The sequence below is a fragment of the Ruegeria sp. BI12 genome (genome assembly GCF_056537985.1).
Window position 1 is genome coordinate 662,708 of record NZ_JBQFSL010000001.1, and the last position, 26,466, is coordinate 689,173.

29 protein-coding genes are annotated in these 26,466 nt (G+C 56.5%); 15 read left to right on the plus strand and 14 right to left on the minus strand.

Features of this window, described 5'->3' with window-relative positions; translation table 11 throughout:
• Window positions 1–29: 29 nt before the first annotated feature.
• The 5 genes from ACR0AK_RS03475 to ACR0AK_RS03495 form a co-directional block, all read right to left on the minus strand.
• Window positions 30–656 (minus strand): OmpA family protein, encoded by a 627-nt coding sequence (locus tag ACR0AK_RS03475; RefSeq protein WP_170561027.1) that lies wholly within the window; start codon window positions 654–656, stop codon window positions 30–32.
• 17 nt (window positions 657–673) lie between these two features.
• Complete coding sequence (locus tag ACR0AK_RS03480; RefSeq protein ID WP_170561026.1) at window positions 674–2,080, minus strand: type II and III secretion system protein family protein; 1,407 nt, start codon at window positions 2,078–2,080, stop codon at window positions 674–676.
• A gap of 191 nt (window positions 2,081–2,271) precedes the next feature.
• Complete coding sequence (gene cpaB, locus ACR0AK_RS03485) at window positions 2,272–3,147, minus strand: Flp pilus assembly protein CpaB (RefSeq protein ID WP_170561025.1); 876 nt, start codon at window positions 3,145–3,147, stop codon at window positions 2,272–2,274.
• Between the two features lie 160 nt (window positions 3,148–3,307).
• Window positions 3,308–3,478: a hypothetical protein gene (locus ACR0AK_RS03490; protein WP_480792378.1), complete on the minus strand. Its 171-nt coding sequence runs from the start codon at window positions 3,476–3,478 to the stop codon at window positions 3,308–3,310.
• Window positions 3,479–3,635: 157 nt separating this feature from the next.
• Window positions 3,636–3,857: a Flp family type IVb pilin gene (locus tag ACR0AK_RS03495; protein WP_170561023.1), complete on the minus strand. Its 222-nt coding sequence runs from the start codon at window positions 3,855–3,857 to the stop codon at window positions 3,636–3,638.
• 353 nt (window positions 3,858–4,210) lie between these two features.
• Between ACR0AK_RS03495 and ACR0AK_RS03500 the strand changes: the two genes are divergently transcribed.
• Window positions 4,211–5,074, plus strand: coding sequence for a lytic transglycosylase domain-containing protein (locus ACR0AK_RS03500; RefSeq protein ID WP_480792379.1), 864 nt, complete (start codon window positions 4,211–4,213; stop codon window positions 5,072–5,074).
• A gap of 43 nt (window positions 5,075–5,117) precedes the next feature.
• Here the strand turns inward: ACR0AK_RS03500 and ACR0AK_RS03505 are convergent, their stop codons facing one another.
• From ACR0AK_RS03505 to tldD, 5 genes are all read right to left on the minus strand, one after another.
• On the minus strand, window positions 5,118–5,744 hold the full coding sequence (locus ACR0AK_RS03505; protein WP_480792380.1) for a CoA transferase subunit B: 627 nt from the start codon (window positions 5,742–5,744) through the stop codon (window positions 5,118–5,120).
• A complete protein-coding gene (locus ACR0AK_RS03510; protein WP_480792381.1) occupies window positions 5,744–6,448 on the minus strand; it encodes a CoA transferase subunit A in 705 nt (234 codons plus the stop codon). Before ACR0AK_RS03510 ends, ACR0AK_RS03505 begins: the two co-directional genes overlap by 1 nt.
• 102 nt (window positions 6,449–6,550) lie before the next feature.
• On the minus strand, window positions 6,551–9,190 hold the full coding sequence (topA, locus tag ACR0AK_RS03515; protein WP_480792382.1) for a type I DNA topoisomerase: 2,640 nt from the start codon (window positions 9,188–9,190) through the stop codon (window positions 6,551–6,553).
• A gap of 174 nt (window positions 9,191–9,364) precedes the next feature.
• On the minus strand, window positions 9,365–10,498 hold the full coding sequence (gene dprA, locus ACR0AK_RS03520; protein WP_480792383.1) for a DNA-processing protein DprA: 1,134 nt from the start codon (window positions 10,496–10,498) through the stop codon (window positions 9,365–9,367).
• A gap of 239 nt (window positions 10,499–10,737) precedes the next feature.
• Window positions 10,738–12,159, minus strand: coding sequence for a metalloprotease TldD (tldD, locus tag ACR0AK_RS03525; protein ID WP_170561017.1), 1,422 nt, complete (start codon window positions 12,157–12,159; stop codon window positions 10,738–10,740).
• A gap of 176 nt (window positions 12,160–12,335) precedes the next feature.
• Here tldD and coxB point away from each other — a divergent pair, with 176 nt between their 5' ends.
• From coxB to ACR0AK_RS03590, 13 genes are all read left to right on the plus strand, one after another.
• Window positions 12,336–13,247: a cytochrome c oxidase subunit II gene (gene coxB, locus ACR0AK_RS03530; protein ID WP_480792384.1), complete on the plus strand. Its 912-nt coding sequence runs from the start codon at window positions 12,336–12,338 to the stop codon at window positions 13,245–13,247.
• Window positions 13,248–13,331: 84 nt separating this feature from the next.
• Complete coding sequence (gene cyoE / locus ACR0AK_RS03535) at window positions 13,332–14,288, plus strand: heme o synthase (RefSeq protein WP_480792385.1); 957 nt, start codon at window positions 13,332–13,334, stop codon at window positions 14,286–14,288.
• Complete coding sequence (locus ACR0AK_RS03540) at window positions 14,285–14,446, plus strand: hypothetical protein (protein WP_170561014.1); 162 nt, start codon at window positions 14,285–14,287, stop codon at window positions 14,444–14,446. Before cyoE ends, ACR0AK_RS03540 begins: the two co-directional genes overlap by 4 nt.
• Window positions 14,446–15,021 carry a cytochrome c oxidase assembly protein gene (locus tag ACR0AK_RS03545; protein ID WP_170561013.1) on the plus strand — a complete coding sequence of 192 codons (576 nt, stop codon included), beginning with the start codon at window positions 14,446–14,448 and terminating at the stop codon, window positions 15,019–15,021. Before ACR0AK_RS03540 ends, ACR0AK_RS03545 begins: the two co-directional genes overlap by 1 nt.
• Window positions 15,022–15,043: 22 nt before the next feature.
• On the plus strand, window positions 15,044–15,859 hold the full coding sequence (locus ACR0AK_RS03550) for a cytochrome c oxidase subunit 3 (protein WP_170561012.1): 816 nt from the start codon (window positions 15,044–15,046) through the stop codon (window positions 15,857–15,859).
• Window positions 15,860–16,028: 169 nt separating this feature from the next.
• Complete coding sequence (locus ACR0AK_RS03555) at window positions 16,029–16,706, plus strand: SURF1 family protein (protein WP_480792386.1); 678 nt, start codon at window positions 16,029–16,031, stop codon at window positions 16,704–16,706.
• Entirely contained in the window at window positions 16,703–18,091 is a 1,389-nt protein-coding gene (gene thrC / locus ACR0AK_RS03560; RefSeq protein ID WP_480792387.1) for a threonine synthase, read from the plus strand. Before ACR0AK_RS03555 ends, thrC begins: the two co-directional genes overlap by 4 nt.
• Window positions 18,088–19,350: a M16 family metallopeptidase gene (locus tag ACR0AK_RS03565; protein ID WP_480792388.1), complete on the plus strand. Its 1,263-nt coding sequence runs from the start codon at window positions 18,088–18,090 to the stop codon at window positions 19,348–19,350. The genes thrC and ACR0AK_RS03565 overlap by 4 nt, the downstream gene beginning before the upstream one ends.
• On the plus strand, window positions 19,350–19,934 hold the full coding sequence (locus ACR0AK_RS03570) for a GNAT family N-acetyltransferase (RefSeq protein WP_480792389.1): 585 nt from the start codon (window positions 19,350–19,352) through the stop codon (window positions 19,932–19,934). Before ACR0AK_RS03565 ends, ACR0AK_RS03570 begins: the two co-directional genes overlap by 1 nt.
• A 25-nt stretch (window positions 19,935–19,959) precedes the next feature.
• Entirely contained in the window at window positions 19,960–20,208 is a 249-nt protein-coding gene (locus ACR0AK_RS03575) for a hypothetical protein (protein ID WP_480792390.1), read from the plus strand.
• Window positions 20,195–20,554 (plus strand): hypothetical protein, encoded by a 360-nt coding sequence (locus ACR0AK_RS03580; RefSeq protein ID WP_480792391.1) that lies wholly within the window; start codon window positions 20,195–20,197, stop codon window positions 20,552–20,554. The genes ACR0AK_RS03575 and ACR0AK_RS03580 overlap by 14 nt, the downstream gene beginning before the upstream one ends.
• 88 nt (window positions 20,555–20,642) lie before the next feature.
• Window positions 20,643–21,461, plus strand: coding sequence for an MBL fold metallo-hydrolase (locus tag ACR0AK_RS03585; RefSeq protein WP_170561006.1), 819 nt, complete (start codon window positions 20,643–20,645; stop codon window positions 21,459–21,461).
• A gap of 38 nt (window positions 21,462–21,499) precedes the next feature.
• The gene (locus ACR0AK_RS03590; protein WP_480792392.1) at window positions 21,500–22,915 is read left to right on the plus strand and encodes an FAD-binding oxidoreductase; all 1,416 of its coding nucleotides are present in this window, start codon (window positions 21,500–21,502) and stop codon (window positions 22,913–22,915) included.
• 34 nt (window positions 22,916–22,949) lie between these two features.
• Here the strand turns inward: ACR0AK_RS03590 and ACR0AK_RS03595 are convergent, their stop codons facing one another.
• Both ACR0AK_RS03595 and ACR0AK_RS03600 read right to left on the minus strand, forming a co-directional pair.
• A complete protein-coding gene (locus ACR0AK_RS03595) occupies window positions 22,950–23,432 on the minus strand; it encodes a fasciclin domain-containing protein (protein WP_058272260.1) in 483 nt (160 codons plus the stop codon).
• Window positions 23,433–23,602: 170 nt separating this feature from the next.
• Window positions 23,603–24,142: an adenine phosphoribosyltransferase gene (locus ACR0AK_RS03600; protein WP_058272309.1), complete on the minus strand. Its 540-nt coding sequence runs from the start codon at window positions 24,140–24,142 to the stop codon at window positions 23,603–23,605.
• A gap of 303 nt (window positions 24,143–24,445) precedes the next feature.
• Here ACR0AK_RS03600 and ACR0AK_RS03605 point away from each other — a divergent pair, with 303 nt between their 5' ends.
• Window positions 24,446–24,637: a hypothetical protein gene (locus ACR0AK_RS03605; protein WP_254453022.1), complete on the plus strand. Its 192-nt coding sequence runs from the start codon at window positions 24,446–24,448 to the stop codon at window positions 24,635–24,637.
• A 4-nt stretch (window positions 24,638–24,641) separates the two neighbouring features.
• Here the strand turns inward: ACR0AK_RS03605 and ACR0AK_RS03610 are convergent, their stop codons facing one another.
• Both ACR0AK_RS03610 and ACR0AK_RS03615 read right to left on the minus strand, forming a co-directional pair.
• Window positions 24,642–25,271 (minus strand): LysE family translocator, encoded by a 630-nt coding sequence (locus ACR0AK_RS03610; protein WP_170561003.1) that lies wholly within the window; start codon window positions 25,269–25,271, stop codon window positions 24,642–24,644.
• Between the two features lie 52 nt (window positions 25,272–25,323).
• Complete coding sequence (locus tag ACR0AK_RS03615) at window positions 25,324–26,340, minus strand: DUF418 domain-containing protein (protein WP_480792393.1); 1,017 nt, start codon at window positions 26,338–26,340, stop codon at window positions 25,324–25,326.
• Window positions 26,341–26,466: the final 126 nt, after the last annotated feature.

The following is a 26,466-nucleotide window of genomic DNA, read 5'->3' on the forward strand; positions in this document are numbered from 1 at the left end:
TGGGCGACGATGCCGCCCATTTCTTATGATTATTCAGAATCGCTGCCGCCAACATCGTCACGCTGGACGTAGCTTTCTCTGGTGGCGCTGTCGACGTATTCCCGGTACACGATCTCGGCGTATTTACCATCAAGTATCAACGGGTTGCGATCCATGAAGCCCGACACTTCTGTAACCGTGCGCCTGTTGCGGCGATCTCGGTTTGGAGTGTCGATCAGAGGTCGTGTTTTCCCAAAGGAAACAACAGCTTCCAAGCGGGATCGTGAAATCCCCTGTCGCGTCAGGAATGCAACGGCTGCGTTTGCACGGCGTTGCCCAAGCGACTGGTTATACGCAGTAGAGCCTACGGCGTCAGTATGTCCGTAGACGCGGAACCGCGCTTCGGGGAACTGCTTGATCCATGCCGCTTGCCGCAACAAGACGCGCTGCGCCGAAGCATCGAGCTGAGAGCTGTTGAACGCAAAATTGATCTGCGTCGGCACTTCAGCTGCGAACCGCCGGCCCAGGATTTGGGCGTATGTCAGCTCACCGTTCATGACCTGAACGTTGTTTAGCGTTGCGTTGCCAAAGGCGCCTTGGTCAACTTCGTACCCCGCTTCACGCGTACACGCGGCAACGGCGACTGACAGACCCAGTGTTATTATCCACTTCTGCATTGGTCCTATCCTCTCAATCATTCCAGGATGTAGCCGTATGAGCTGCCAAAGTCCTGTTTGGCGACTTCAGACGCAGCACCCGAACCAACGCGTGTTGTTCGCGCCGTTTTCCCGTTCAGGAACAAGTCAAACTCGGTAGGCGGTTTAACACGGTCAGTCGGTAGAGCCAGAGCTTCGCCACGTGTGGGTGATACCAGATGTGCTGTGACGATGACGACCAGTTCAGATTGCTCGCGCTGGTATTCCGCGCTGCGGAACAAAGCACCCAGCACAGGAATGTCGCCGACCCATGGGATTTGGCTGTTCAAGTCCGCGAAGTTGTCCTGGATCAGCCCTGCAATTGCAAAGCTCTCTCCGTCTCGCAATTCAACTGTTGTCTTAGTCTGACGCGAAATGAATGTCGGCACGTTGTTGCCTGCAATCGAAAAGTTGGAGTTCGGGTCAATCGTTGACACCGATGTTCCCAACTCGAGGTTGATCAGATCACCATCCACCACGCGGGGCGTAAAGAGAACCTGCACACCAAAATTCCGGTATTCAATTGCAATTTGGCCGTCATCGGCCGGAACCGGGATCGGGACTTGGCCGCCCGCCAGGAATTCAGCTTCCTGACCCGACAGGGCTGACAAGTTGGGCTCCGCAAGAGTTCGGGCAAGCCCTTTGGTTTCAAGCGCTTCCAACAGAAGACGTACTTGCGTTGAACCGGCGCCAAAGCCAAACAGGATGGCACCTGTATTTGTCTGTTGGATCGGAATGTTATTGTTAAGCGCGTTCGCCAACGAACCGGCATTGTTCAGTGTGTTGAAACCGCCGGTCACGTCGCCGCCGCCAAAGCCCAATGATGTGGTCAGGCTTTTAGCAACTGACCTGTTCATTTCGGCAAAACGCACTTTCAGCATGACCTGCTGAACGCCGCCAACCGACATCAGGTTCGATACGCGCTCGGGGGCGTAACGTTCTGCTAGTTCCAGAGCGCGGGCCAATTTGGCCGAGCTGGAAAGTGTACCGGAAAGAACGATGCCGTCATTGGCAGTGCGTACTTCAATGGGCTCGCCCGGCAGGATTTGCCGCAGTCTCTCTTTGAATTCAGACACATCAGGCGATACACGGACCCGAACATTGGCCAGCAAGTTGCCGGCCCCGTCGAACAAAGTCAGTGTAGTCAGGCCAGGTGCCTTACCCAAAACATAGATAGTGCGATCCGAAAGCGACGAAATGTCAGCGATGCCTGCGTTGGCGATGCTGAGTTCCGCAAAAGGGGTCTCGCTTTCAACGACAATTGCGCGGTTCATTGGAACGTCCAGCGTTTCCGCTGTACCGTTTTTAACCACGCGAAGGGTTTCAGCCTGGACAGCTGTGCTGGCCGAACTGATAACTAACGCCAACCCCAGAAGGGTTGCGCTGATCCAAGATTTTATTTTCATGTGACCTGCCTCTCCGATCACGCCTCGTTTTAGGTCTAATGCCTTATGTGCGATTACACTGCGCGAATTACGATTTTATTGCAATAATCAATGGTTTCTGGAATTTTCCTTATGTGGGTAATGGGCAACATCCAAAACGAAACAAGCCGCGCTGATCGCGCGGCTTGTGGCTTTAACGTTTTGATTTTACGTTAGTTTGTGCAGGGAGTTATTATTCCTGTATCGACAATCTCGCCGCCGCGGCGCGCCTTTACTGTGCAGACCTCTCGCTCGACTTTGACGGGCGCGGGTGCGGCCTCTTCGATTCCCAGCAGTTTTCTCTGGTCCACCTCAATCGCGGTCGCGATAGTTTCATCCTGCGCACCAACCAGCGCCAGTGACAGCCGCCCTGTGTTTTGGGCTTGGGCGAGGGCGGCAACCTGTTCCGGAGTAATGGCAACAGTTACCGTCCTGGCAATTGTTGTGCCAGTCACATCCGATCCGGCGGTCTGATCGATTGCGATCAGTTCAATGTTAGTTTGGATAAGACGCGTGATCTCTCCTTCGCCACCGGCACCTCTCAGGGATCCAGTCCAGTATACGTCGACATTGTCACCCGGTCGCAGAAAACCGGACACACCCGATGCTACATCAACGCTGATTGCAAAGGCACGCATGCCTTTCTTCAGGCGCGAGGTAAGTCCAGCTGATTCGCCAGGTTGCGTAACTTTGACTTCCAGAAGGGCTTCATCTTTTTCGATTGTACGAAGGATAAAGCGATCTCCTTTACCGTCCTCCGGGAACAAAACGGCCAAGTCCGTAAAGGTTCCTTCAGGAATCGCGTCCTCGGGCCACTGTACGAGTCGCACATCTTCTTCGGTGAGGCGCTCTCCATACTTCATGGGCCGGTTAACGACCGCGACGTCCACGGTCGGAATTGTTTTTACATTTGCCAGAGCGTTTTGGGTAGCCAGCCGCTCCCGCTCAAGTTCCGCCTGCGTTTGACTGATGTAGTCTTTTGCCAAGTATACGGCACCACCGGCTAGAGCGACTCCAATAATCAGAACAAGTCCAAATACCGCACGCATCCAAGTCCCCTCACGTTACTCTATTCTGGTTTTGCGTCGCACAGAATACGACAACATTTGACCCCGGTGTAAATGTAAATTGTGTCGAAAAGGGGGACAATGTTGGATTTTATTCGTGCCCGTTGCGTGGGGTCGAATGGGTATCCAACTCGAACAGCTCTTAATCGCTGAAACTTACCGTGATTTCCATAGTGTCAACTTGATCGGCGACTGTAAGCATCGCAGCACCGTTTTTTGTGTCGATATCTCTGACCGGGCCCGAAATGTAGATGGCTACTACGCTGGCCATAAATGCAACAAACGCCGTCAACACCACCCAGTCAACAGTCACAGCCCCGTCTTCACATTTGCAGAAATTTGAGATTGTTCTAAACATGGGAGCACCACGGCAAGTGTTTGAAAAGTTTCGGGGCCAAGTTTTACAACCCAGCCCCGTTACGTCTCGTCAAAACGATCAGACGCGTACTACGCCTCTGTCGGGTTGGCTATTAGTCAGCCGCCGCTGTTGGGTTGATTTTAACATCGCTCACAACGTTGCCTGCAGTGGTGGTCAGCGCACCACCGACACTGTCCGCAACACCTTTGGTGCCGTCACCGATTGCGGTGTATGCAACTGCGGCCAGGCCAACAACGGCTGCGGTCAGAACGACCCAGTCTACTGTTACGGCGCCGTCTTCGTCTTTGCGGAAGTTCTTGATGAACTTGATCATGTTACGTCCCTCCTAAAGGATCAAAAAAGTCAATTAAACCTCGGCGTCTATCAGAGCTTTCTCTCTCAGTCCGCTCCCGATCGTCTCGGTATGGCACTATGATTGACTGCTGTGCGTGGCAGGAATTGGGCCAAACCCTATTTTTTTTCGACGAAGTTTAACTTTTTGACAGGTTTTTATTTAAGCGCTTGAAAATAAATGTAAAAAAAGTTTTCTATAGAGAGGTTGCTTGGTTGGCCCGATGCAAATTTGCGGCAAATGAGGCGAAATTGCCCCATTTCATATTGTTTTTCTGGCCTTACGGGTGGAATCGCGGTTCATATCAACCAAAAGAAAATACATGAGGCAGGCAAATGAATCTCCGGTTAGCAATGACTTGCGCTGGTTTGGCGGCAATTATGCTGTCTGGCCCTGTGCCCGTCGTGGCAAACGAGGTCGAGCCAAGAGGTGTTTACAAACGCGTCAAGGCCCCCAAGCCAGGTACACGGCCGCGCGTCACGGTCCAGATCACGGCGGATGAGCATGCTAAGGCTCCGTCGGCTCCTAGTACCGGGGTAGAAATAATTGAACCAGAAATCATCGCACGCACGCGAGTCGTACCGCCAACCCTTCCTGGTGCGGGCAAGAAAAAGCCGGTTGGCTCTTACAAGGCCTTCTGGGAGCGGGTTTCGCCTTCATTGGCCGAGGCGGGATCCGGAAGGTTAAGTGATGCAATGAATGCGTTGGCTGCGATCAACGTTGCGTCGCCCCGATTGCAGACGTTGCAGAACATCGCCAAACAGCGCCACGTAGATATTTTGCGTTCGACAGTTGGAACAAATGTTTCACCAGCATTGGTTTTGGCGGTCATTTCCGTCGAATCTGCCGGGCGCACTGATGCGGTAAGTTCGGCCGGTGCGCAGGGATTAATGCAATTGATGCCCGCAACCGCCAAACGGTTTGGCGTACAGGACAGTTTGCAGCCGTCGCAGAACATTGCGGGCGGTGTAAAATATCTGAACTGGCTAATGGAAGAGTTCGGTAATGACCCGATCCTCGTTCTGGCCGGATACAACGCTGGGGAAGGGGCCGTGCGCAAGCATGAGGGCGTCCCACCTTACGCTGAGACCCGCGACTACGTTCCCAAGGTTCTCGCGGCGTTTCAGGTGGCGCGGGCGTTGTGCTCGACGCCGCCTCAGCTGATCTCGGACGGTTGCGTGTTCCAAACGCAGAACTGAAAAAGGCCCACCCGGATCAGGTGGGCCTTTTCAATGGATCAATTCAGTTGACGATATTGGCCTCGGTCGCGGCCCGGATTTCGTCTTCGGTTACGCCTTCGGCGATCTCGATAATCTTCAGGCCGCCATCTACCACGTCCAGAACACCGAGGTTGGTGATAATGCGATTCACCACCTTCTTACCGGTCAGCGGCAGAGTGCATTTCTTCAGCAGCTTGGATTTGCCGTGTTTGTTGGTGTGGTCCATCACGACGATCACGCGACGAACACCTGCAACAAGGTCCATCGCGCCGCCCATGCCCTTAACCAGCACGCCCGGAATCATCCAGTTGGCCAAATCACCTTCTTCATCGACTTCCATCGCGCCCAGAACAGCTGCCGCAATTTTGCCGCCGCGGATCATCGCAAACGAGGTCGCGCTGTCGAAATATGAGGTGCGGGACAGTTCCGTGATCGTCTGCTTGCCAGCGTTGATCAGGTCTGCGTCCTCTTCGCCCTCGAAAGGGAAGGGCCCCATGCCCAGCATGCCGTTCTCGGACTGAAGGGTGATGTCCTTGTCACCCACATAGTTCGCCACCAGCGTCGGAATACCGATGCCGAGGTTCACATACATGCCGTCTTCCAGTTCTTGCGCCGCACGTGCGGCCATCTGATTACGATCCCAGGGCATTATGCTTCCTCCTTCTTACGGGTGGTGCGTTGTTCGATGCGCTTTTCGTGCTTCCCCTGAATAATGCGGTGCACGTAGATGCCGGGCAGGTGGATCGCGTCGGGGTCCAGCGAGCCGCGCGGTACGATCTCTTCAACCTCGGCGATGCAGATCTTGCCGCAGGTTGCGGCGGGCACGTTGAAATTGCGTGCGGTCTTGCGGAAGATCAGGTTGCCGGTGTCATCGGCCTTCCAGGCTTTGACGATGGCCAAATCAGCAAAGATGCCTTCTTCCAGGATGTAAGTCTCGCCGTTGAAGTCTTTGTGCTCTTTGCCCTCGGCGATCACGGTGCCCACACCAGTCTTGGTATAGAAGCCGGGGATGCCGGCGCCGCCGGCACGCATACGCTCGGCCAAGGTGCCTTGCGGGTTGAATTCCAGCTCCAGCTCACCGCTTAGGTACTGACGCATGAACTCGGCGTTTTCGCCAACGTAAGAGCTGATCATCTTTTTGACCTGCTTGGTCTGCAGCAGGATGCCGATGCCGAAATCGTCGATACCGGCGTTGTTCGAGGCAAAAGTCAGATCTTGTGCGCCCGAGTCCTTGATCGCCTTAAGCAACAGTTCGGGAATACCGCACAGGCCAAAACCGCCGGCTGCGATTGTAATGCCGTCCGAGATCGCTCCATCGAGCGCCTCAGAGGCATTAGCATAGACTTTCTTCATGGAAAACTCCCCCAATGACATGGTGATTGCGCAGGTTGTGCCGCCACGTCACGGGGAAGTCAATAAAACCAAGGGGTAGGTGGTATTTCTACCTAACTCCCCTCAGGTGGCCGCCTTTTTGGCTGTTTTCTTGGCGGCGGCTTTCTTCTTGGGGGCTGCTTTTTTCTTGGTGCCCTTTTTGGCCGCGCGTTCGTTGACCAGTTCAATGGCCATTTCCTGGGTCACGTCTTCGGGCTTGATGTCCTTTGGAATTGTCGCATTAACCTTTTCCCATTTCACGTATGGTCCATAACGACCGTCCAATACCTGCATCGCGCCGCCATCAGGGTGCTCGCCCAATTCCTTCAACGGTTTGGCCGCTGCGCGACGGCCTCGCCCAGGGTTGGCGCGCTTTTCGGCCAGCAGCTCGACCGCGCGGTTCATGCCAATCTCGAACACGTCGTTGGGATCTTTGAGGTTGGCGTAAACCGGTTTGGCCTCATCTGCCAACTGATGCATGAGATAAGGACCAAACCGCCCGAAATTCGAGCTGATCATACCGCCGTCCGGATGTTCACCAATCTGGCGCGGCAGGCTGAGCAATGTCAGCGCCTTATCCAGATCCATGTCATCTTTGCTCCACCCGCGTGGCAGCGAAGCGCGCGGGGGCTTTTTGTTCTCAGGCGTCGGCTCGCCACGCTGCACATAGGGGCCAAAGCGGCCGGATTTCAGCCAGATCTCATCGCCTGCATCTTCACCCAAAAGGCGTTCATCACCCTCGGCACCCTCACCGGCAATAGGGCGGGTATAGGTGCACTCAGGATAGTTGCCGCAGCCGACAAAACCACCGGTGCGTGAAGTTTTCAGGTGCAACTGACCCACCCCGCATTTCGGGCAGACACGCGGGTCGGACCCATCTTCGCGCGGAGGATAGAGCTGCGGCGCCAGCGCCTCATCCAGCTTGTCCAGCACTTCGGAAATGCGCAGCTCTGAGGTTTCGCCAATCGCGGCCGAGAAATCGCGCCAGAACTTGCCCAGCAGGTCCTTGTAGTCCCGATCACCGGCACTGACGTCATCCAGCTGTTCTTCCAGATTGGCCGTGAACTCATAGCCGACATACTGCCGGAAGAAATTCAGCAAAAAGATCGTAACGATCCGCCCCTTTTCCTCGGGGATTAGCCGGTTCTTGTCTTTGCGCACATATTCCCGGTCCTGAATCGTGGTTACAATCGAGGCATAAGTCGAAGGGCGCCCGATCCCCAACTCTTCCATCCGCTTGACCAATGTGGCCTCGGTATAGCGCGGCGGCGGCTGAGTGTGGTGCTGCAGGGCAAGCACAGATTCGTTTTCGGAAAGGATGGCCTGTTTCGCCGCCCTGTCGGAGCCTTCGCTCGTTGCCTTCGTAAATTGATCGCGCAGCGAGGTCTTGGCGAAACGTGCCGGATCGCCCTGCATGATTTGGGGCAGGCGCTTCTCGTCGTCATCGGCGACGTCGTCGCGGCCTTCTTCGTAAACGCGCATGAACCCGTCGAACAGCACCACCTGACCGGTGGCGCGCAGGCCGACCTGACCATCATCGCTACCGATCTCGACCGTGGTACGTTCCAGCCGTGCCGCAGCCATCTGGCAGGCGATTGTACGCTTCCAGATCAGGTCATATAGCTTACGCTGATCCTCGTCCGTGACCTTTAGGGCCTTGGCATCGCGTGACATGTCCGTCGGGCGGATACACTCGTGCGCTTCCTGTGCGTTCTTGGCCTTGTTCTTATAGATGCGCGGGCTGTCCGGCACATATTCCGAACCATAGCGATCTGTGATTGCGTCGCGTGTGGCTGCCACGGCTTCGGGCGCCATATCGATGCCGTCGGTCCGCATATAAGTGATGTAGCCTGCCTCATAGAGGCGTTGTGCTACCTGCATCGCGTGACGAGCACCCATACCGAATTTGCGGCTGGCCTCCTGCTGCAGGGTCGAGGTCATAAACGGCGCGCTGGGATTTCGCGCAGCTGGCTTCGCCTCGACCGATGTGACGCTCAGCGCGCGGCTGGTGATGGCCTGCACCGCCAGTTCTGCCTGCGTAGCGTTGGCCAGATCATGCTTGTCCAGTTTCTTGCCAGCCAGGGTAACGAGCCGCGCCTCATAAGTCTGTCCGCGCGGAGTCTCGAACACAGCTTTCACAGACCAATATTCAACGGGCTTGAAAGCTTCGATCTCCATCTCGCGTTCGACGATCAGGCGCAGGCAGACAGATTGCACCCTGCCAGCGGATTTCGCGCCGGGCAGTTTGCGCCACAAAACCGGCGACAGGTTAAAGCCCACCAGATAGTCCAGCGCGCGACGGGCGAGGTAGGCCTCGACCAGTGGCATGTCGACCTCACGCGGGTTCTGCATCGCCTCGGTCACAGCATCCTTAGTGATGGCGTTGAATGTCACGCGGCTGACGGGCGTGTCTTTCTTGATCGAGCGGCGCTTGGTAAGCGCTTCCTGCAGATGCCAGCTGATGGCCTCGCCCTCACGATCGGGGTCGGTTGCAAGAATCAGTGCGTTGTCTTCTTTCAGGGCGTCGGCGATGGCTTTGACGTGTTTGCGACTGTCATTGCCCACCTCCCATTTCATCGCAAATTCATGCTCGGTATCAACAGATCCGTCCTTGGGCGGCAGGTCCCGGACATGGCCGTAGGACGCAAGAACCGTGTAGTCAGGGCCAAGATATTTGTTGATTGTTTTGGCCTTGGCAGGAGATTCTACAACAACTACAGGCATTTAAGGGAAAACCTCGCTCGACATAATGTGCGCCTTCTATGATTGTGCAAAATGTGGAGGGCAAGGGCGAATTGTCAATGAGTTCCTTTGAACACAGAAGTTATGTTGTTATTTCAATCACGTAGCCTGTGCACAAAAAGGGCTTGGGCAGGAACCGCTCGTCAGAGTTGGTATTTATGCGGACAATGACAGAAGTCCGCCGGGCTGCCGCTGGATCTGTCCTTCGAGTTCCAGATCAATCAGCGCCGGTCCTATTTCTCCGGCCGTTGCAGCAATGTCGCGGATCAACTGATCTTCGGCAATCGGGGAGGGGCCTAACCGTGACAAAATCGCACTATGCAACGCGGCACCTGTGATTGCTGGTTCATCAACTGCGATGGGTGGGGCGGGGGCCTCAACCTGAGGCGCTGTTACCTGTTTCGGAAGCGCTTCAATGATGTCTTCCGCGGTTCGCACCAATATCGCGCCGTCCCGGATCAACATGTTGCACCCCGCAGCCCGCGCATCGAAGGGGTGGCCGGGCACGGCCAGAACCTCGCGCCCTTGGTCCAAGGCATCCCGCGCCGTAATCAGGCTGCCGGACTTTGCTGCAGCTTCGACGACGACAACCGCTTGTGCCAGACCTGAGATAATTCTGTTTCTGCGTGGGAAATGGCGCGCCTGCGGCGTGACGCCCATAGGCTGTTCGGACACGCGCAACCCGGTTTCAGTTATCTTTTCTGCCAGTCCCGTGTTTTCGGCAGGATAGACCACATCCACACCGCCCGCCATCACCGCGACAGTACCCGTTTCAAGCACGGCCATGTGGGTCGCGGTATCTATCCCGCGTGCCAACCCGGACACAACGACGTATCCCTGTTTTCCAAGATCCGTGGCAAGCCCCCTTGCCATCCGAGCACCCAGCGATGAACAGTTGCGCGCGCCGACCATCGCAATCGACTGACGCTGCAGCAGGGAAGTATCTCCAATCGCCCAAAGCATAGGCGGCGCGTCGGACAGATCGTTCAAGGCATCAGGAAAATCGGCAGACCCAAGGCACAAAAGCTTCGCGTTTGCGAGTTTTGCGGCCCTGAGTTCCGCCTCAATCACGCCGGGTGGGCAAACTTCATAACCATCGATTCCGGCAGCACGCGCCATTTCGGGCAGTGCGGTCAGCGCGTTCTGCGCCGAACCATGTTCCCGCATCAGCCGACGAAATGTCGCCGGGCCAACCTTGCGAGAACGCAACAGACGAAGCCAGGAAAACCGATCCTCTTCCGTGGTGGGTGGGAGTGTGGGGTGATAGGAAGAATGCTGCTCTTCGGTCATCCGATGCTCCGCCTGATTGCAGAACTGGTTTACGATTGCCGGGGTTAACAGCTTGTGAATCTCCTCAAATTATTCGGATAATTTTCGACGTCTGCAATCGATATCTGTCTAGCTAATTGAAATATATGGGATAAAAACCCCCACATCTAACGCGACTGCCCGCTGGCACGTTTAGGCGCAAGCGCGTAAACGGCGCAGTGTTAACCCTGCGCCTTCAGTTTCCACGTAGCGTTTCCTGGTTAAGCGGCCGATCCGCCGACTGTCAAACCGTCCATTAGTACAGTTGGCTGGCCCACGCCCACCGGCACCCATTGGCCATCCTTACCGCAAGTGCCCATGCCTGGATCCAGCGCCATGTCGTTGCCCAGCCCCCGAATACGGTTAAGAGCGGACGGGCCGTCTCCGATCAGGGTCGCGCCTTTCACAGGTGCGCCGATTTTACCGTTTTCAACGCGGTACGCCTCGGTGCAGGAGAACACGAATTTGCCGTTGGTGATATCCACCTGACCGCCGCCGAACCCAACGGCCCAGATTCCGTCTTTGATATCTGCCACCAAAGAGGCAGGATCGGCCTCTCCGCCTAGCATCACTGTATTCGTCATCCGCGGCATGGGTTTGTGCGCATAGCTTTGTCGCCGCCCGTTTCCGGTGGGTGCGACGCCCATCAGACGCGCGTTCTGACGATCCTGCATATAACCGGTCAGGATGCCGTCTTCGATCAAAACCGTCCGCGAACTGGGCGTACCTTCATCATCCAGAGAGATCGAGCCACGACGATCCGGTATCGTACCGTCATCTACGACGGTCACGCCTTTGGATGCGATCTGCTGCCCCATCAATCCGGAAAATGCGGAGCTTCCCTTGCGGTTGAAGTCGCCTTCCAACCCATGCCCAATTGCTTCGTGCAACAGGATACCTGGCCAACCGGGGCCCAGCGCGACTTCCATCACGCCAGCTGGGGCGGGGATCGCGTCGAGATTGACCAGAGCGATCCGCAGCGCCTCGCGCGATTTGTCCTGCCAATCCTTCGGATCGATCAACCCATCCAGCCCGACACGCCCACCGCCGCCTGCCGAGCCGCTTTCGCGGCGACCGTTCTGTTCCACGATTACAGAGATATTGAGGCGGGTCATTGGCCGCACATCACGAACCAGAACTCCGTCCGGGCGCAAAATCTCGACCTCTTGGACGGCCGCGGCGATTGTGGCGCTGACTTGTACGACACGAGGGTCCAGATCGCGGGCATAGGCGTCGATTTCGCGCAGTGTTTCTATTTTGACCGGAAAATCAGCGGATTCAATCGGGTCTTCGTCGGTATAAAGGCGGGTATTGGTGGCGCGAGGGCCGTCAGCGAGCGTACCGCCACCGTCTCCGACCGCAAGGCGCGCGGTCTCAGCCGCCCGTTTCAGGGCCGGAATAGAGACATCAGTGGAATGCGCATACCCGGCAACTTCACCTTGCACGGCCCGCAGACCAAACCCTTCTGAAGCATCGTATGATGCGGTCTTCAGACGCCCGTCATCAAAGACCAAAGCTTCGGATTTTCGCCTCTCGACAAACAGCTCTCCGTCTTCTGCCCCGTCGGTGGCAGATTGCAAAACTGCAAGTGCTTCGTCCTGCGGAATAGCGCTTTCAAATGGGCGAAACGGGTCATTGGACATCAGTTGGGACCTTCCGAGTTTGATCCAGATCAAAAATAGCGTCTGTTTGACGCAAGCATTTTGCTTTATCTACCCGACGGAATATGGTTTTTAACGCGGCCAAAGACAACGGGAGAGGTGCGACTGATTCACACCTTTTCGCCAGAGAAGCAAAGATCAGACGATCAGGACAGAAAATGAAGAATGCTTTGATGCTTTCGGGGCTGATGACAGCCCTCTCCAGCCTTCCCGCAATGGCTCAGGAGCTTGAGATTATTGGTAAGCCGGTTGATGGCGGCCTTGGGTTCCAGCCCGCGGCCACCAGCCTGGCTTCGGGGATTCATCGGCTGGATGCGATGATTCTGGTGATCATCACCGTGATCTGCCTGTTCGTTGCCGGTCTGCTGGTCTACTGCATTGTGCGCTACAGTGCGCGTAACAACCCTGAACCAGCGCGATTCTCGCACTACACTCCGGTTGAGATTGCATGGACCTTAGGCCCGATCCTGATTCTGGTCTTCATCGGTGCATTCTCGTTGCCGGTTCTGTTCAATCAGCAGGAAATCCCCGAAGGCGACATCACGATCAAAGTCGTCGGAAACCAGTGGTACTGGACCTACGAATATGTCGATCACGACTTTGCGTTCGACAGCTATCTGTTGGGTCACCCGGCGACATTGGATGAAGGCGCACGCCCGGCCGATGCGGACGTAACCCCGTTTGTTCTGGATGACGCGATGCGCGCCAAACTGGCGGATGCAGGCTACAGCGACGACGAATGGCTGCTGGCCACCGACACCGCCGTTGTCGTGCCTGTTGGCAAAATCGTAGTCATGCAGGTTACCGCCTCTGACGTGATCCATTCTTGGACCATCCCGTCCTTCGGCGTAAAGCAGGACGGTGTTCCTGGTCGTCTGGCCGAACTGTGGTTCGAGGCCGAAAAGGAAGGCATCTATTTCGGTCAGTGTTCCGAACTGTGCGGCAAGGATCACGCTTACATGCCGATCACCGTCAAAGTGGTTAGCGAAGAGGCGTATGAACAGTGGCTGCAAGGCGCACTGGAAGAGTATGCAGGTCAGCCCGCAACTTTCCAGGTTGCGTCAAAGTGATGACCCGCGCGGGCTGAAAGCTCGCGCCAAAGGTAATGCAGGCTGCGCGGTATCCGCGCAGCTTTCGCCCCAGAAGGACCGGAAATGAGCGACGCAAGCATCAATGCCAGCACAGTAAGCGCCCAATCCCACGCGGATGAGGCCAGCTTTGGCGATTTCTTTGCTTTGCTGAAGCCGCGCGTGATGTCGCTGGTCGTGTTCACCGCTTTGGTCGGACTTCTGGCGGCACCGGTACCTGTTCACCCATTTGTCGGCTTCTGCGCCATCCTGTTCATCGCCATCGGCGGCGGCGCATCCGGCGCTTTGAACATGTGGTGGGACGCCGACATCGACCGCGTGATGAAGCGCACCAAGGGCCGCCCAATCCCTTCTGGCAAGGTTCAGGAGGGCGAGGCGATGGCAATCGGGCTGGCCCTGTCGGGGCTGTCCGTCATTATGCTGGGTTTGGCGACCAACTGGTTTGCCGGTGCTTTCCTGGCCTTCACGATCTTTTTCTACGTCGTCATCTATACGATGTGGCTTAAACGCTCAACGCCTCAGAACATCGTCATTGGCGGAGCAGCAGGAGCCTTTCCGCCGGTTATCGGCTGGGTTGCTGCAACCGGGTCGATGTCGATTGAGCCGTGGCTGATGTTTGCCCTGACCTTCATGTGGACCCCGCCGCATTTCTGGGCGCTGGCGCTGTTCATGCGCTCGGATTACGACGATGCTGGCGTTCCGATGCTGACCGTTACACATGGTCGCCGCGCGACACGCTGGCATATCCTTGTTTACACGGCGCTGCTGGCCTTACTGGCCGTCGGCACCGCGTTCTCGGGCATTGGTGGTCCGATTTATCTGACCGTTGCCGTGGTGCTTAACGCGCTGTTCCTGCGCGGAGCTTGGCAGATATCGCGCCGCGATGAGGACGATTCCGAAGCCGACAACTTCAAGGTGGAACGCTCGTTCTTCAAGCTGTCGCTGCTGTACCTGTTCCTGCATTTCGGTGCTATCCTGGCCGAAGCACTGCTGAAACCCTATGGGCTGGGAGGTTGGTCATGAGCCTGCGCAAGAGCCACGAACTTCACCAACGCCGATTCAGCCGTAACCTTGGGGTCGGCCTGACGCTGGCCGCCTTTATTGTGATCATATTCGGTCTGACGGTCGTAAAGGTTTCAGGCACGGATTTCAGCTTGGCGACGCAAGAGGTACAGAACTGATGGCGCTGACAGGTCCTCAGAAAACTGTTGCGCAGACAGTTGGCGTGGTTGTCCTTATGGGCAGCCTGGCCTGGGCATCCGTTCCGTTTTACGATTGGTTCTGCCGCGTCACCGGTTTTGGTGGCACCACCGGTGTTGCTGCGACTGCGCCCGAGGATATTCTGGATCGCAAGGTTACCGTCCGCTTTGACGCCTCGAAGGCAAAAGGCATGGAATGGGAATTCAAGCCGGTCGCTCGCGAGATGGAAGTGCGTATCGGCGAAACCGGACTGGCCTTTTATGAAGCTTACAACCCGACCGACCGCCCCATCGCGGGACAGGCGTCCTATAACGTGACGCCGTATTCAGCCGGCGGGTATTTCCAGAAAATTGCCTGTTTCTGCTTTGAAGAGCAGGTGCTGCAACCGGGTGAACGTGTTGAGATGCCGGTCACCTTTTTCGTCGATCCTGAAATGGTCGAGGATCTTGAAGCTAAGTATGTTCATACGATCACGCTGTCGTATACATTCTACGAAATTGACCTGCCCGAGGGCGTTGCCGCCCTTGAGACGCAGGCTGATATAACAACGAACTAACGCCTGTAGGTGAGGGACGCTGATGGCACACGCAAAAAACCATGATTATCACATTCTGGCCCCGTCGATCTGGCCACTGATCGGCGCGATCGGCGGCTTTGTGATGCTGTTCGGAGCCGTCCTGTGGATGCACGGCGTTACCTCGTTCATGTTCTGGGCGGGTCTTGTGGCTGTGCTTTATACCATGTTCGCGTGGTGGTCCGAGGTTGTGGTTGAAAGCCGTCAGGGCGATCATACACCGGTTGTTCGCATCGGTCTGCGCTATGGCTTCATCCTGTTCGTGATGTCCGAGGTGATGTTCTTCTTCGCCTGGTTCTGGTCGTTCTTCAAACATCGTATGTACCCGATGTATGACTATGCCGGCACCGAGTACATCCAGCCGGACATTCACGCGGTTGACCCGTTCCACCTGCCGCTGATCAACACCTTGGTCCTGTTGCTGTCGGGCTGTGCGATCACCTGGGCGCACCACGCTTTGGTGCATGGAAATGACCGCAAGGCACTGGTACAGGGGCTGGCCATCGGTATCGCGCTGGGTATCGCGTTTACCTTCTTGCAGGCCTTCGAATATTATGAGCTGTTGGCCCACGAAGGTTGGGAGTTCGGCGGTGATCAGTTCTATTCGAACTTCTTCATGGCTACAGGTTTCCATGGCGCACACGTTCTAATCGGTACCATCTTTCTGTCGGTCTGTCTGATCCGGGCGTTGAAGGGTGACTTCACCTCTGAAAAGCACGTCGGGTTTGAAGCGGCAGCATGGTACTGGCACTTCGTTGATGTTGTCTGGCTGTTCCTGTTCTTCGCGGTATACATCTGGGGCCAGGCGCCGCTGATGTAACGTCGGACAGGTGATCAAATTGCAAAAGCCGCCCAAAGGGGCGGCTTTTTCTCTGTTCCGGGCGCATTATTGCGCCCCATACAATTGCACAGTTGCCTTTCCGCGGGTGTAGCCCTTAACAAGACGCCGGCTCTTGCAGAGCCTTCTAACAAAGCAACCTGGTTCTGACATGCGACGCATTCTCTTTCTGCTGATCTTTGGCATTGCCGGGCTGGCGATCCTTGTGTCGCTGGGCGTGTGGCAAATGCAGCGTTTGGCGTGGAAACAGGGCGTGTTGGCCGAGATTGAAAGCCGGATTTCCGCGGACTCGGGCGGGTTACCCGACAGTGTATCAACGGATGCCGACAAGTATCTGCCTGTCACGATCACGGGCGAGATGGAGCCGGGCGAGATCCATGTTCTTGTTTCGGTCAAGCAGGTCGGAGCGGGGTATCGTATCATTCAGTCCTTTAGTGCCGATGATCGGACCATTTTGGTGGATCGGGGCTTTATTCCTGTGACCGCCAAGCAGGACGAACGCTTGAATGGTCCGATGGAAGTCACCGGTAATCTGCACTGGCCGGACGAAATCGACGGGTATACGCCTGAGCCGGATATCGACAACAATATCTGGTTTGCCCGCGATGTTCCGAACCTGGCTGCTGCCTTGGGAGCCGAGCCAGTGTTGCTGATCGCTCGGTCGCAAACCGATCCGGGTGTTACGCCTTTGCCGGTCGACACGGCGGGCATTCCAAATGATCACCTGCAATATGCAATCACCTGGTTTGGTCTGGCCCTGGTATGGGCTGCGATGACCGGATACTTCCTGTGGCGCAGCCGCGCCCCTTCTGAGAGTGACGCGACATGAAATACATCTCGACCCGCGGGCAGGCGCCCGAACTGACGTTTGAAGAGGCAATGCTGACCGGATTGGCTCGTGATGGCGGTCTTTACCTGCCTGCCGAGATCCCGGTGATGACGCAGGACGAGATTGCAGCGTTAGCAGGTTTGCCGTACGAAGAAATCGCCTTCCGCGTGATGTGGCCTTACGTAAGCGGGTCTTTTGGTGAGGGTGAGTTCAAAGAAATCATTGCCCGTGCTTATGAGGGCTTCGGCCATGATGCCCGCGCGCCTTTGAAGCAGTTGAACGAGAACCATTTCCTGTTGGAATTGTTCCACGGTCCGACGCTGGCTTTCAAGGACTTTGCAATGCAGCTGATCGGTCAACTATTCCAGGTGGCCTTGAAGCGACGCGGCGACCGCGTGACCATCGTCGGCGCGACCAGCGGGGACACTGGCTCGGCAGCTATTGAGGCGTTCCGGGGCCTGGATGCGGTGGACGTGTTCATCCTGTTCCCGCACGGTCGTGTCTCTGAGGTGCAGCGCCGCCAGATGACGACGCCTGCGGATAGCAACGTGCATGCGCTGGCCGTGGATGGCGATTTTGACGATTGTCAGGCTGCGCTGAAGGATATGTTCAACGACTTTGACTTCCGGGATGGCGTGAAGCTGGCCGGTGTGAACTCGATCAACTTTGCCCGCGTGCTGGCGCAAATCGTATATTATTTCTCTGCGGCTGTCAGCCTTGGTGCGCCGCATCGCAAGGTCAGCTTCACCGTGCCGACCGGTAACTTTGGCGACATCTTTGCGGGCTATCTGGCCAAGCGTATGGGCCTGCCGATCGACCGTCTGGTCGTGGCAACCAACCAGAACGACATCTTGCACCGCTGTCTGTCGGGCGAGGGGTACTTCAAGGGCGATACCATCCCTTCGATCAGTCCGTCGATGGATATTCAGGTCAGCTCGAATTTTGAGCGTGCACTGTACTATGCCTACGGCGAGGACGGCGCAGCAGTGGCGCAGTTGATGGATGAGCTCAAGACTGGAGGGTTCAACGTCAGCCAGGGCGCGATGGAAGCGCTGCGCGAAAGCTTTGACTCAGGCCGCGTATCCGAAGACGAGACACTTGAAACGATCAAACACACTCTGGCACATAGCGCCGAGCTGGTTTGCCCGCACACCGCCATTGGCATCAAGGTCGGCGAAGAGCATCGCAATGCCGATGTTCCAATGATCACTCTGGCCACGGCGCATCCTGCGAAGTTCCCGACAGCGGTCGAGAAGGCAAGCGGTGAACATCCGCCTCTTCCCTCTCGCATGTCTGATCTGTATGAACGTCCGGAACGGGTGACCCGCATTGCAAATGATCTGGGTGCCCTCGAGGATCATATCAAAAGGCATATTGCTGAGTGACTGTCAGACAAGACCAACTGAAGAACGGATTTCGTATCGTCAGTGAACAAATGCCGGGGCTGCAATCTGCGGCCATCGGCATCTGGGTAACCGCCGGCGGGCGGCACGAACGGATCGAACAGAACGGCATCGCCCATTTCCTTGAGCACATGGCGTTCAAGGGAACTGAGCGTCGTTCGGCATTGCAAATCGCCGAGGCGATCGAGGATGTGGGCGGATACATCAACGCCTACACCTCGCGCGAAGTGACGGCTTATTATGCCCGCGTCCTTAAGGACGACGTAGCGCTGGCTATGGATGTGATCGGTGACATCGTTTTGAACCCGGTCTTTGACCCGCGTGAGATCGAGGTCGAGCGCGGCGTTATCTTGCAAGAGATTGGTCAGGCCTATGACACGCCCGACGATGTGATTTTTGATTGGCTGCAAGAGCAAAGCTATCATGATCAACCTCTGGGTCGGACCATTCTGGGGCCGACCGAACGCGTCAGCGCCTTCTCGCGTGAGGACCTGTCAGGGTTTGTCGCTGAGCATTACGGCCCGGAACAGATGATCCTTTCGGCGGCTGGTGCGGTCGACCACGACGCGCTGATGAAAGCGGCGGAAGAGATGTTTGGTCACCTGCAACCATGCAAGGGCCTGATCCCGGAAACCGCCCGCTTTACCGGTGGGGAAGCGCGGCAGGAGAAAGAGCTGGAGCAGGCCCATTTTGCGCTTGCGCTGGAAAGTCCCGGCTATCGGGATGACGCGATCTATACCGCGCAGATCTATTCTACTGCTTTGGGCGGCGGAATGTCTTCGCGCCTGTTCCAGGAAGTGCGCGAAACGCGCGGGCTTTGCTACACCATCTTTGCTCAGACCGGTGCATATGCGGATACCGGCAGCACGACGATCTATGCTGGTACGTCGGCAGACCAAGTTGGTGAACTGGCAACCATCACCATCGACGAGATGAAGCGCGCCGCCGAAGACATGAGCGCGGAAGAGGTTGCGCGTGCCCGTGCCCAAATGAAGGCCGGAATGTTGATGGGGCTGGAAAGCCCGTCGAACCGGGCTGAACGTCTGGCGCGCCTCGTTCAGATATGGGACCAGGTTCCCTCGCTAGAAGATACGGTTGCTAAGATCGATGCCGTAAGCACCCAAGATGTTCGTGTATTCGCCGAACAAATGGCCGTGCAGGCACGGGCAGCTCTGGCGCTTTATGGCCCGGTCTCGGGCGCACCTACGCTGGCCGAATTGCAGGAGAGGCGTGCGGCGTGATGCTGTTGGGCAGACGCAAGCTGAAACTCGAAACCGAGCGCCTTAGCTTGCGCCCGCCGGTGCATTCCGACTTTAACGACTGGGCGGCGCTGAGGCGCGCGTCGCAGCAATACCTGACCCCGTGGGAGCCGGTCTGGGCCAAGGATCATCTGAGCCGGAAGTCCTTTACGAACCGCGTCTACTGGGCCCAGCGGTCCGTAGCCGGAGGAACTTCGATCCCACTGTTTCTGTTCCGGCGCACTGACGATGTACTTCTGGGTGCCATCACGCTGGACAATGTTCGCCGCGGCCCAGCGCAGGCGGGGACACTGGGGTATTGGACGGGCCAGTCTTTTGCCCGTCAGGGTTACATGCGCGAAGCCATCGGTGCCGTCGTGCATCACGCCTTTACCCGATTGGACCTGAGCCGGATTGAGGCCGCTTGCCTGCCCGAAAACAAACCTTCGCGCGGGTTGCTGGAAAGCTCGGGCTTCAAATACGAGGGCGTGGCGCAGTCGTATCTGCAGATTAACGGGCGGTGGCGGACGCATGTGCTGTATGCCAGCTTGCGCTCGGACCGGCGCGGCAAGACCGACGCGGGGTAGGTCGATGGCGCGGGCAAAACAGCCAATGATCTGGATCAGTGATGCCATGGTGAGCGTTTCAAGCATCAAAGGGTTTGAGGCAGATATTGTCCTGACTGATATGGAACGCGCTGTTGGAGCCATGAAGCGAAACAGACTTGGAGAACCGCAGTCAGAAGACTGTTTCCCGAAAGAAATGTACGCGAAGTACAAAGACAAAAAGGAAAAGAAGCAGCCTGATTTCTTTATGGCTGGAGGTCTGTGGACGGTGTCTTCCGCGTGTGCGCCAGTTTGATCTCGGTGAAGGCAATCTCTACGCTGTCAAACTTTTTCAGCATAATCGTACCACGCCGGTCGAAGGCGAGTACTTCTGTCTGAACTTCGGTGCGCAAAAAACGGCCGTTCTAACAGATCAATCTCCGCGCATCACAAAGCCATACCCAAATTATGCTATCTGGCAGCCACCTGGGGCAATGCAAGACAAGGATATTGCGGTTAGCGCTTCGGCCCTGGATGGTCCTGACATCTGGATAGACACACAAATGCGCCACGCGTTTTTTGTGAGTGATCCGTTGGCACAAGCGTTACGTGTGGCGAAAGTCTCACGTCCCTTCAAGCTGCGGAAGTGCATCGTTCTCTGAACTGCTCCTAGAAAACGCCAATTCCGTGATTTCACCCACGCGATATCTGCAGGCGTGACTTACCTGTGTTCTGCGCTACATTCCGGACATGCGCTGGGTTGTTGCGGTATTGATGGTGATCTCGGGTGGGGCTTCGGCACAGGAACGGCGGCCGAGCCATTGCATTGCCATCGCGGATGCCGCACCGGGGATTGAGTATATTCACAAAGCAGCCTGGCAGGACCCGGTGCCGGAGTTCTCGGTTCGGATTAGCTATATTGCTCACGCGTCCTTTCTGATTCAGACCCAGGGCGGGTTAAACGCGGTGACGGACTTCACCGGCTTTATTGGCAGTGCCGATCTTATCCCGGACGTGGTCACAATGAACCATGCCCACAGCACCCATTGGACCGCCCACCCGGACCCGGCTATCCCGAATGTATTGCCGGGGTGGGGCGAGTTCGGGCAGGGGATCGAACACTATCTTGATCTGGGAGAGATGTTGGTGCGCAATGTCTCAACCGACATCCGATCCTCGTACGGCGGCTATGAAGAGCGCGGGAATTCGATCTTTGTGTTCGAAGTTGAAGGGCTGTGCATAGGCCATCTGGGTCATCTGCATCATGTGCCGTCGGATGAACAATTTGCTGCACTTGGGCGTTTGGACGTTGTGATGGCCGCGGTGGATGGCGGAACGACGATGCCGTTGCCGGAAATGATCACGGTTTTGAAGCGGCTGAAAAGCTCGGTCATTATTCCGATGCACTGGTTTTCCAGCTTTTCGCTGGACAGGTTCCTGGTCGATATCCGCGAAGATTTTCCGGTTGAGCGCAAAGGCGTGTCCGAGATCACGGTGTCCTTGCGCACGTTGCCCGATCGCCCGACTGTTGTTGTGCTTGAGCCTCAATACCTCATTGAGCTGGAATAGGGCTTGTGGGAACGCGGTTGCTTGGGCAAGGAAAGGGTATGAAACTGAACCCTGCCGATGACAATTTTGCCCAATCAATCCGCACTGCGCTGGGCGATGATATTCTGCACCCTGTCGAGGAACGATACCTGGAAGAGCCGCGCCGCAGGTTCGCAGGCCGTGTCGGCGTTCTGGCGCTGCCGAAGTCGGTAGAACAGGTTTCGACGCTCGTTCGGCTCGCCTCGGATGCTTTGGTTCCCGTCGTGCCTTATGGTGGCGGCACCGGATTGGTTGGCGGGCAGGTGATGACCGACGGCCCGGCTCCGTTGCTTGTTTCACTGGAGCGGATGTCAGCCATCCGCGCGGTTTATCCGACCGAGAACATTCTAATCGCCGAGGCCGGTGCCATTCTGGCCGATGTTCAGGCTGCTGCGGAAGAAGCTGATCGATTGTTCCCGTTGGCATTGGCGGCGCAAGGGTCTTGCCGGATTGGAGGAAATCTTGCGACGAATGCGGGTGGGGTCAATGTATTGCGCTATGGGAATGCGCGCGATCTGTGTCTTGGGTTGGAAGCAGTTCTTCCGAATGGTGAAATCTGGCACGGCCTCAGCCGTTTGCGCAAGGACAACACTGGGTATGATCTGCGCAACCTGCTGATCGGGGCGGAAGGTACACTGGGGATCATCACAGCCGCGTCGTTGAAGCTGTACCCGCGCCCGACCGAAACCGGCACTGCGATGTTCCAGGTGGCCTCTCCGGATGCTGCCATTGAATTGCTGGCGCTGGCACGCGATCAGGTGGGCGAGGGGGTCAGCACCTTTGAGCTGATCCACAAGCAAGGCCTGCAATTCCTGTCCGAGGTTTTGCCCGATATCCGCCAGCCCTTTGACGTCCAGCCTGAATGGATGGTGCTTGTTGAATTGGGGCTTTCTGGGGGTGCGTCACCGTCAGACGCGCTGATGGCGTTGTTCGAAACAGCGGAGACGCGTGAGCTTGTAGGTGACGCGGTCATAGCCCAAAGCGAAGCGCAACGAATGGAGCTTTGGGCCGTACGTGAACTCATTCCCGAAGCCAACCGGTTGGTCGGTTCGGTCTCGAGCCATGATATCTCGGTTCCGATCTCGCAAATCCCCGAGTTCATACTGCGAGGGTCCGAAATCGTGCGCGGGTTGGGAGATTTCCGGATTAACTGTTTTGGGCATCTTGGTGACGGCAACCTTCACTACAACGTGTTCCCGCCGCAGGGGCATAGCCGTTCAGAGTATGACGCACAGCGGCAAACGATAAAACACGTGATGCATGATTTGGTGCATGAGTTCGGTGGATCGATTAGCGCAGAACACGGTATAGGGCGTTTGAAAACGGATGATCTTAGCCGCTATGGCGATCCGGTAAAGCTTTCGGCGATGCGCTCGATCAAGGCCGCGCTTGATCCAAAAGGGATCATGAATCCGGGTGCCGTTCTAAAGGCGTAGGCGCGGCCCATTTAATTCAGGCCGCGCGCTGGGTTCACGATGCGGGCAGAATAACTTTGTCAATCACGTGGATGACGCCGTTCGATGTCTCGATGTCTGCCTGAACAACGTTCGCGTCGTTGACCATCACGCCGTTATCAAGGTCAATCTTGACTTCTCCGCCTTGTACGGTTGCGGCTGTCATGTCATCGGACAGATCGCCTGACATCACTTTGCCGGGCACCACGTGGTAGGTCAGGATGGCAACCAGCTGATCTTTGTTCTCGGGCTTCAGAAGGGTTTCAACTGTGCCTTCGGGCAGAGCGGCAAAGGCGTCATCAGTGGGGGCAAAGACGGTGAATGGGCCTTCACCTTTGAGCGTATCGACAAGCTCTGCGGCCTGAACGGCTGCCACGAGAGTTTCAAAGCTGCCTGCGCCGACGGCGGTGTCGACAATATCCTTGGAGTGACCATCTGCATAAGCGGCCGTTCCTACGAGAAAGCTTGCGACACCGGCAATTGCGAGTTTGCGAAACATGGTATGATATCCCTTGTTGGAATGCCCTTGGTGGCATCAATCTGGATACGGGGCGGCATCAAAGGGAGATCACTGAATATGTCGATAAGTTCGGGTTGATCCAAAGAAAAACCGCGCTAAGCCAGCGCGGTTTCAGGTTTCCACTCACGATCTTGTGAATGCGCAGCCTGTCAAAGACCTTCGAATTCGCACAGGACGTGGACGTCCATGCCCATATCTTCCAAAGCCTTGCGCCCACCCAATTCGGGCAAGTCGATAATGAACGAGCATGAGACGATCTCGCCGCCCAGTCGTTCGATCAGTTTGATTCCGGCAGCTGCGGTGCCACCTGTTGCCAGCAGATCATCGACCACGAGGATTTTTTCGCCCGGTTGAATGGCGTCATCATGGATCTCTACAATCGCCTCGCCGTATTCCAGCTTGTAATCTTGGCTGATCGTAGTTCCCGGCAGCTTGCCTTTTTTGCGGATCGGCACAAAGCCGACACTCAGCTGGTGCGCGATGGCGCCGCCAAGGATGAAGCCGCGCGCCTCGAGACCTACAACCTTGTCGATCCTTTCACCGGCGTAAGGGTGCAGCATCTGATCAATCGCCATGCGGAAGCCGCGCGGATCCGCGAACAGGGTCGTGACGTCCCGGAACATGATCCCCTCATGTGGGAAATCCACGATGGTGCGAATGTAATCCTTGACCGATTTGTTCCTGGACATGGCCATCCCCTCTGGCGTCAAAACACGCTGGGGTGTTTGGCTTATCGGTGCCAGTCATGCAAGGAAAGATTGCCGCCAAGCTTCTTGTGATGCTTCAGCGTTGCTTTCGACAGCCCGCAGCAGCGGCACAGCACAGCAAGCCATCATGGCGGAACCGAGCTACGCCCTTTGTGGTGATCTTTCCGAAGAAACGCCAGAGCAGCATGAAGGTTCATTGCCATAATCTTCTTTTGTTGTTAGGTGATCGAGAAATACAAACTCTATGCAATGTATATACAAGGGCCGGCCGATGGAGCAAAAATCTTGTTGAGTACAGGACGCGCGGAAGCAAAAGACGGCAAGGTTTCGACCAAGAAAAATAGCCAGTTGGTCTTGCGTCTGGACAAGGATGAGCGGGACGCGTTCGTTCAGCTATGCAAAGAGCTGGACACGTCAGCTGCACGAGAAATTCGTCGGTTCATTCGCGCTTTCATGAAAGAACACTCCGAGGACTGAGCCATCAGGCTGGGCGGCGCAGGACAGCCGTGGCCACACCCATCCCGATCAACGTCACCCCTCCGAACCGTGTCATAGCAGTGATGACGCCCGAACGACCTATCATCTGTCGCAAGCGGTCTGCCAAAAAGGCATATGCCAACGCATTCAACCATGCCAGACCCACGAAAGTTGCGATCAGGATGAAGAATTGCGGCCCAAGTGGGTCAGCCGGGCGCAGAAACTGGGGGACGAAGGCGATAAAGAATGCAATGGATTTTGGGTTCAGTGCGGTGACCGCGGCGGCATGGCCAAATACGCTGCGGGCGGTGACATCGCGTCCGGTCTCCACAGTCTCCAGACCACCCGATGGCGCGCTGCGCAACAATTTGATCCCCAGCCAGACCAAATAGGCCGCCCCGACCCATTTAAGGGCCGTGAACATCGTAGCTGATGCCAGAACCAATGCGCCCAGTCCCAATAGCGAGGCCGTCATGGCCACCAGATCCCCAACAGCTACGCCCGTGGCCGAGGCCACGGCCACGCTGCGCCCTTTGGACAAAGCATAGCTGAGCACCAGCAAGACAGTCGGGCCCGGGATTAGCAGGAGGGCGGTGGAAGCAGCGACAAAAGCGAGCCAAAGATCAAGGGACATTGGAAATCCTGTGAATGCGTTTTTCGCAGCAAGCCCGGACCGGCGCGCAAGGTCAAGCCCTGCGAGTCTGCGTGGTCAAACGCATCAAAGCTTCTAGCGGGCCGCTTTTGAACTTTCGAGACCACAAAATCGCAAAGCCCGAGGATGCCGCGCAAAACGTAAACGCGCAGCCCACGATTTGAGGGGCGTTCAGTGATCCGTTCAGCAAACCCGCCTCTTCTAATATGCCCATGCCGATCAGGATGTGCGCCATATAGAGCGTCATGCTCTGGCGACCGGGCGCAGTCAAGGCAGGGCCGATGCGCAGCTTTTCGATCTTTGGCCACAGTTTCAGCAGTAGACCGATCACCACACAAGCCGACCCTGTACCGGCAATGATGTAGAACGGCCCCGGCGGGATGGATGCAGTCCCCAGATAGGCGGCCAGATCAGGGTCCGTGACCACCATTTGCGGGAAATGTGCAAAAACAGCAGCTCCGAAACCCCACATGATCAGCCTGTGTTGAATGCAAATCGTGTGCAGCTCTGACCGCCCGATGGCCATGCCGATCAACAGGAAAGCTGTCCAAGGCAGGACCGGGTGCCAGCCGTTGAAGAAAAGGTTGCGCAAGAAGCCGGGCAGGGTCCAAAGGTCGGTGTATGTCAACGTGTCCCAATCCCAGCCAAGGTCATAGTTGAATATCATGACCGCCAGAACCGCCAATGCCATCACACTGACAGAACCCAGCCACAAGCCGCCAGTTGGTGCCGCCAGGAAAGCTGCGCCGACAACAAAGTACACCGCATAAAAATGTAGGATGTCGGCGTCAAATACGGTCATGTTAATCAGACCGAGCACGAACAGAAACGCTGCCCTCCGCAGTAGCATTGAGGCAGAAACAGAAGACAATCCAATCCCGATTCCGGCCAGGATCACAAACAACGCGGCCGCGCGGCCTTCGAGCGCATCGATCAGGATCGACGCCCAGTCATTACCAGGTGCGACCCGAGCTGCGATGCGGAAATTCACCAAAACCATTCCGCAGAATGCCAGAAACCGGGCCGCGTCCAATGCCTCAAGTCGCTTCATGCCATTTCTCTGCTTTGTCAGTGTTCTGGTGGTGTGTCCGAACCACAGATCGGTGCAATGCATGCGCAGTTTCAAGATGTTGCGCCAAAAAGAACCTTGGTCTTGCAACGCGGCAACAAGTTTTAA